This window comes from Saccharomonospora sp., from assembly GCF_027317685.1.
Lineage (GTDB): Bacteria > Actinomycetota > Actinomycetes > Mycobacteriales > Pseudonocardiaceae > Saccharomonospora.
Window position 1 is genome coordinate 24,403 of the sequence record NZ_DAHVQP010000004.1, and the last position, 6,285, is coordinate 30,687.

Below are 6,285 nucleotides of genomic sequence, written 5' to 3' on the forward strand. Positions count from 1 at the left end.
CGGCGTGACACCAGGCGGGCGTGTCCTCCTTCAGGATGGCCCACGCGCCTGGTCCCTGCCGGAAACGTTACCCCGAATGGGGTAAACGCCTTGTCTCGCTGTGCTGGATGTCTCCAAGCGCACGGCAGGTGAATGGGCGAGTCCGAACACGCCCACGGTCAACAACACGCCCGCAGCCACCACGGCGACCAGCTGCACGGGCTCGGTGACAGGCACGGCACCGAAAGCCAGCACCCCCAGCGCGAAACTCGCGGCGGGGTTGACGATCGACATCACCGCCACGGCCGCCGACAACGACCCCGACCCGTATGCCTGATGGCCCAGCACCAGTCCCGAAAGCGTTGTGATCGCGAGCAAGTAGCCCGGCCAGTCCAGCGCTGTCGCGGCCACTCCCCTGTTGAGCAGGCTGTCCGTCGTCAGCTTGATCATGGCTGCGCTCATCGCATAACAGATACCTGCGGAGGCGGCGACCAACGCGCTGTAGACCAGCGGTCCTCGTCGCTGCGCGAGCTGCAGCAACGCGAGGATGGTGGCCGCGGCCACCGCCACGGCTATCATCAATCGCCCTCGGTCGGGCTCGCCCTCCAGCGTCGCGGCGCCTTCCACGGACAGAAACAGCGCCACGCCACCGCTGATCGCGCCGGCCGCCAGCCAGTCCCGCAGCGACGGCCACTGCCGGATGGCTGCCGAGGCCATGGGTAGCGCGAACAACAACTGGGTCACCAGCAACGGCTGCACCAAAGCCACCGAGCCGAAGTGCAACGCTGCCGCCTGAGAACAAAAACCGCCGATGTTGGTGATCCACCCCGCCAGCCACACCCGTTGCCGCAGCAACAAGCGGAAAAGCCACAGTACCGGCAGCCGGTGCGTGGTGGCCTTATGACCGGAGTCGGAATTCGCAGCGCGCAGCACCGCGCGGCGCTGCAAGGCAGCCGACGCGGCGAACAGGAACGCTGCGGTGAAACCGAGAGCGACAGGAATGACCACGTTAGAAGACCAGCGTCGAGGACCACGCGCGACTGTCGGATCACATCAAGTGAAGTGCGCCACTTTCACTCAAGGGTACCCCCACAACACCGGCATGACCGGGGCACCGACATCGTGTTGGCTGGACAGCACACAAGCACCACGGGTTCGGTGCAGCTTCGTGAGGAGGACAGGCATGGTCACGGCGATTCGCATCGAGCGGACAGGGGGACCGGAGGTTCTCGACGTCGCCGACGTCGAGGTCGGTGGCCCAGGGCCGAGGGAAGTCCTGATCGATGTGGCCGCTGCCGGTGTGAACTACATCGACACCTACCAGCGCAGCGGCATCTACGAAGTGCCGTTGCCCTACACCCCGGGCATGGAGGGCGCGGGCAGGATCGTCGAGGTGGGCAGCGAGGTCACAGGGTTGTCCGTGGGTGACCGCGTAGCGTGGCAGGACGCGCCGGGAAGCTACGCGCAGCGAGCGGTCGTCCCCGCGGACGTGGTGGTGAAACTGCCGGAAGGCGTGGCGGAGGAGACGGCCGCGGCCGTGATGCTGCAGGGCATCACGGCTCATTACCTGGTGTCGTCCACATACGAGGTGTGTGAGGGCGAGACCGTGCTGGTCCATGCGGCGGCGGGAGGTGTCGGACTTCTGCTGACTCAGCTGGCGAAGGCCAGGGGCGCGAAGGTCATCGGTACCGTGTCGACACCGGAGAAGGAACGACTGGCCCGCGAGGCGGGCGCCGACGAGGTCATCCGCTACACCGAACAGGATTTCGTCGAAGCCACACGCGCGTTCACCCGCGGCGAGGGCGTGGACGTCGTCTACGACGGAGTGGGCGCCTCCACCTACGAGGGCAGCCTGGAGTGTCTGCGGCCGCGGGGCCTGCTGGCCCTGTTCGGCGCTGCCAGCGGTCCCGTCCCCCCGATCGACCCGCAACGACTCAACAGGGGCGGATCTCTGTTTCTGACACGTCCGAAGAGTGGTGACTACATACGGACCAGGCAGGAACTGGAATGGCGGGTCGGCGAGTTGTTCGACGCGTTGGCCGAACGGAAACTCGATGTCCGCATCGGTGGCCGCTACTCGCTCACCGACGCCCGGAAGGCTCATGAGGACCTTCAAGGACGGCGCACCACGGGCAAACTGTTGCTGTTGCCCTGACGCCGTGAGAAGTCAGGCGAACGCCCGGGTCGTGAGCGGACGTGGCGGACCGTGCTCGTCCGCTCACGACACCGGGCGTACCGTCACGGCACCTGCGCGATATCCACGACCTCGGCGACCACCACGAGGGTCTCGCCGGCCAACGGATGGTCACTGTCCTGGGCGAAGCCCATGTCCTCCGGGACGACGATCAGCCGCTGAGAACCCTGCCGGGCACCCTGCAGCGCCTCGTTCCATCCCTCGAATTGCGGCTGGTCATCCCCGAGCTGGACACTCATCGTGCCCAGTTCGCCGAACGAGTTCTCCTTCACCTGCCCGTCCGACCACGCGACGATCGTGTAGTCCACGTCGAGCTGGTCACCGGAGGCCGCGGCGGGGCCGGTGCCGGGCTGCAGCTCCCGGGTCAGCAACTCGGTCGGCACCGCGCAGTCCCGCGGGATGGTGACCTCGTAGCCCTCCGCGTTGCTCGACGGTGTGACCTCGATGTCCTCGGCCGTGCAGGCCTCACCCTGTTGTCCACCCTGTTCGTTCTGAGTCGGCGAAGGCTGCGCCGAGGGTGTGGGATCGACTCCCGGAGGCAGGTCCGAGGGCTGCTCGTTCGGCGGCGAACACGCCGTGAGCGCCGCGGCGACAGCCGCCACGGTGATGATCTTGCCAGCGTTGCGCATGGTTGACACCTTATCCGGACATCGACGCGGACTTCTGCTCGCCTGAGAGAGCGGGCAACGGTGGTGCCGTGTGGACAATGCCGAGCCGTTGTGTGGCGCGGGTGAGCGCCACATACAGGTCGTTCATCCCACGCGACGAGGCGGCCGCGATCTCATCGGGAGCGACCACGATCACAACGTCGAACTCCAGGCCCTTCGCCCTGTCCACTGTGAGTACCGACACTCTCGGATTGTCATCGGTGTCGTCGGTTCCCGCAGCGTCCCGTGTCTCGGCCAGCGCGGCCGACAACCGCTCTTCCAGGGAGTCCGGGCACAGCACGGCCAGAGTGCCACCGCCACGTTCCCGGGTCAGCTCCGCCAGTTCCTCGTCCACCCATCGGCGGACGTCGGCGGCGACGTCGTCGGAGCTCGTGGAGCGCTGCCACGGTGCGATCCCCGTCTCCCGCACGGACGTGGGCGCCGAGAGATCGGGGTCTATGTCGGCGAGCACAGCCGACGCCAGCTCCATGATCTCGGCGGGAGTGCGGTAGTTCACCGTCAGCTCACGCAGCCGCCAGCGGTCGCCGACGTAGGGGCGCAACACGTCGTCCCACGACGACGTGCCGGCGGGTGAACTCGTCTGGGACACGTCGCCCACCAGGGTCATCGACCTGCTCGGGCAGCGACGCATCAACAGCCGCCAGTCCATCTCCGACAGCTCCTGCGCCTCGTCGACGATGACGTGCCCGAACGTCCACGACCGGTCCAGAGCCGCGCGCTGGGCGGCGCTGAGGTCGCTCCTGGCCTCCTGCCGCTCGGCCAGCAGTTCCGCGTCGAGGACATCGCGTACTCGCACGACCTCCTCGTCGATGATCTCGTCGTCCTGCTCCAGCACGTGGAGCACGCCCTCGGCGTAGGCGCGTTCCTCCCGACGCCGGCGCTCCCTACGGGCGCGGGCCTCGGTGTCGTCCTCACCGAGCAGCTCCGCCAGCTCGTCCAACAGCGGCACGTCCGCGGGCGTCCACAGGGATCCGGGGCGGCGCAGCAACGCCCTCCACTCCGCCTCGGTCAACAGCCCGTCCGCGGCCGAGGCCAGACGCTCCTCCGACGTGAGCAGGTCACTGAGCAGTTCCTGTGGGGTGAGCTTGGGCCACAGTGACTGCAGCGCGGCCTGCACCTGCTCGTCCTCGGCCAACTCCTGGCGGATCGTGGCGAGGTCACGGGCGTCGAGCATCGGGCCGCTGTCCTCCTCGCTCTCCGCCAGGGGAATCTCGGGCAGGTCGTCGAGCACGCTCGACTCCAGCCGCTGGGCCGACTGTTCGGACAAGGCGTCGAGCAACTGGTCCACGAACACTCGCCTCGCGAGGTTGTGGGGCCGCAGCGTCTCCCGCGCCTTCGTCCTGGCACGCTCGCACGTCCGACGGTCGAGCACCAACACCTCGCCGTCCTCGGTCTCCACCTCCAAGGCTTCTTCGGGGACGACCTGGCGGTTTCGCACGGCCTGCGCCAGTACGTCCGCCATCGTGATACGGCCCTTGACCTTGGCGGTTTCCGGCGTGTCGACACCCGTGGCGGACAGTCCGGGGAACAGTTCGCCGATGGTGGAGAGCAGCACGCCCGTTTCGCCCAAGGACGGCAGGACCTGCCCGATGTAACGCAGGAACGTGCTGTTGGGGCCGACTACGAGCACGCCGCGCGTGGTGAGCTGTCGACGGTAGGTGTAGAGCAGGTAGGCGGCCCGGTGCAAAGCGACAGCGGTCTTGCCGGTGCCGGGGCCCCCTTGTACGACGAGCACGCCGGAGAGGTCGGCCCGGATGATGCGGTCCTGCTCGGCCTGGATGGTCGCGACAATGTCGGACATCTCGCCGGTACGTCTGCGTTCGAGCGCGGCCAACAAAGCGGCCTCGCCCGCGAGGCCGAGGTGATCGGTGTGCTCGTCCGCGCCGAGGTCCAGCACCTCGTCGTCCAACCCGACCACCCGCCGGCTCAGTGTGCGGATGTGCCTGCGGCGCCGCACACCTTCGGGAGAGGCGGCCGTGGCGAGGTAGAACGGTCGGGCGACGGGGGCGCGCCAGTCCACCAAAAGCGGTCGGTAGTCGTCGTCCTCGTCGAATAGGCCGAGACGCCCGATGTAGATCGGGGAGTCCCCATCGTGGCCGTCGACGAAATCGAGCCTGCCGAAACACAGCCCCTGTTCCACAGCCTTGAGCTGGGCGAGGCGGTCGCTGTGGGCCGCGGCGGCGGCTTCCCGTTCCGCCGCGGCCTGCGGCGGTCCTCCGGAACTGCGCAGAGCCTCGGTGAGCCGACTCTCAGCGAGGTCACGTTCGTTGTCGAGCCGGTCGTAGAGCGCCGACACGTACGCCTGTTCGGCGGCGATCTCGGCGGACTTGCCGGCCGCCGGCTCGCCGGCGGCGCCCGACCGGTCCGGTTCGGAAGTCTTGTCGATCCTGCTGTCGAACGTCGTCTTGCGATCGAACGTCATTGTGCTGTCGGGTTCCCGATGATGCGGGGACACGGACACAGGCGGCCCCACTTTCGCGGTCGAGGGACGGGGGTTGGCCGAGAGATAACGAACGCGGAAGGCGAGGAATTCCCGGGCTCACACCACCCGGTGACTCAGGCGCCCCGGGGGTGTCTTGAGTGACTCTAGAACGGCAGCCCAAGCACGGGCAGGCCGATGGCGGAGTCCACGGCGAGCGCGACGAACACGATCATCAGATAGGTGTTCGACCGGTGGAACAGCGACATCGGTTTGGTCTTCTCGCCCCGCGCCACGGAGGCGTAGAGCCGGTGCGCGTAGAAGAGGAACCACGCGCCCGAGAGCGCGGCGAAGGTCGCGTACAGCCAGCTCGTCGCCGGGACGAGCAGCAGTGTCCACGCCACCATCACCCACGAGTAGATGACGATCTGCTTGGCCACGTGCTTCGGTGTCGCCACGACGGGCAACATGGGCACGCCGGCGCGTTCGTAGTCCTCGCGGTACCGCATGGCGAGCGCCCACGTGTGCGGCGGCGTCCAGAAGAAGATGACACAGAACATGACGAAGGCGGGCCACTCCACCGTGCCCGTGACGGCGGCCCAGCCGATGACCACCGGCATGCAGCCCGCCGCACCGCCCCACACAACGTTCTGCGGCGTACGCCGCTTGAGCAACAACGTGTAGACGAAGATGTAGAACAGGATCGTGACGACCGCCAGCACGGCGGCGAGCAGGTTCACCGTCACGTAGAGCAGCCCGAACGAGGCCAGGCCGAGCACGATGCCGAAGATGAGCGCGTTACGCCTCGGCACCGAGTCCCGCACGAGTGGCCGCCGCCGGGTTCTGTTCATGACCTTGTCGATATCGGCGTCGATGACGCAGTTCAGCGCGTTCGCGCTGCCCGCGGCCATCGTTCCACCCACGAGGGTGGCCAACACCAGCCAAGGCGACGGGATCTCGCGACCTGCCAGGAACATCGCGGGAATCGTGGTGACCAGCAGCAGCTCGATCACCCGCGGCTTGGC

Annotated in this window: 5 protein-coding genes; 1 reads left to right on the forward strand and 4 read right to left on the reverse strand. The window is 67.7% G+C overall.

Features of this window, described 5'->3' with window-relative positions; genetic code table 11:
* Positions 1-30 precede the first annotated feature (30 nt).
* Positions 31-987: a DMT family transporter gene (locus M7H19_RS00335; protein ID WP_298175629.1), complete on the reverse strand. Its 957-nt coding sequence runs from the start codon at positions 985-987 to the stop codon at positions 31-33.
* Positions 988-1,162: 175 nt separating this feature from the next.
* Here M7H19_RS00335 and M7H19_RS00340 point away from each other — a divergent pair, with 175 nt between their 5' ends.
* Positions 1,163-2,134, forward strand: coding sequence for a quinone oxidoreductase (locus tag M7H19_RS00340; protein ID WP_298175631.1), 972 nt, complete (start codon positions 1,163-1,165; stop codon positions 2,132-2,134).
* Positions 2,135-2,217: 83 nt separating this feature from the next.
* Here M7H19_RS00340 and M7H19_RS00345 read toward each other — a convergent pair whose 3' ends face one another.
* The 3 genes from M7H19_RS00345 to M7H19_RS00355 all read right to left on the reverse strand — a co-directional run.
* Positions 2,218-2,802 carry an FKBP-type peptidyl-prolyl cis-trans isomerase gene (locus M7H19_RS00345; protein WP_298175633.1) on the reverse strand — a complete coding sequence of 195 codons (585 nt, stop codon included), beginning with the start codon at positions 2,800-2,802 and terminating at the stop codon, positions 2,218-2,220.
* A 10-nt stretch (positions 2,803-2,812) separates the two neighbouring features.
* Positions 2,813-5,263, reverse strand: a complete 2,451-nt coding sequence (locus M7H19_RS00350; RefSeq protein ID WP_298175635.1) for an ATP-binding domain-containing protein — start codon at positions 5,261-5,263, stop codon at positions 2,813-2,815.
* Positions 5,264-5,427: 164 nt separating this feature from the next.
* A partial coding sequence (locus tag M7H19_RS00355; RefSeq protein ID WP_298175637.1) for a heme o synthase occupies positions 5,428-6,285 on the reverse strand: 858 nt, incomplete at its 5' end.

Coding starts and splice junctions, on each gene's coding strand:
- M7H19_RS00350 (WP_298175635.1), bottom strand. CDS start 5,263: ATGACGTTCGATCGCAAGACGACGTTCGACAGCAGGATCGACAAGACT.
- M7H19_RS00340 (WP_298175631.1), top strand. CDS start 1,163: ATGGTCACGGCGATTCGCATCGAGCGGACAGGGGGACCGGAGGTTCTC.
- M7H19_RS00345 (WP_298175633.1), bottom strand. CDS start 2,802: ATGCGCAACGCTGGCAAGATCATCACCGTGGCGGCTGTCGCCGCGGCG.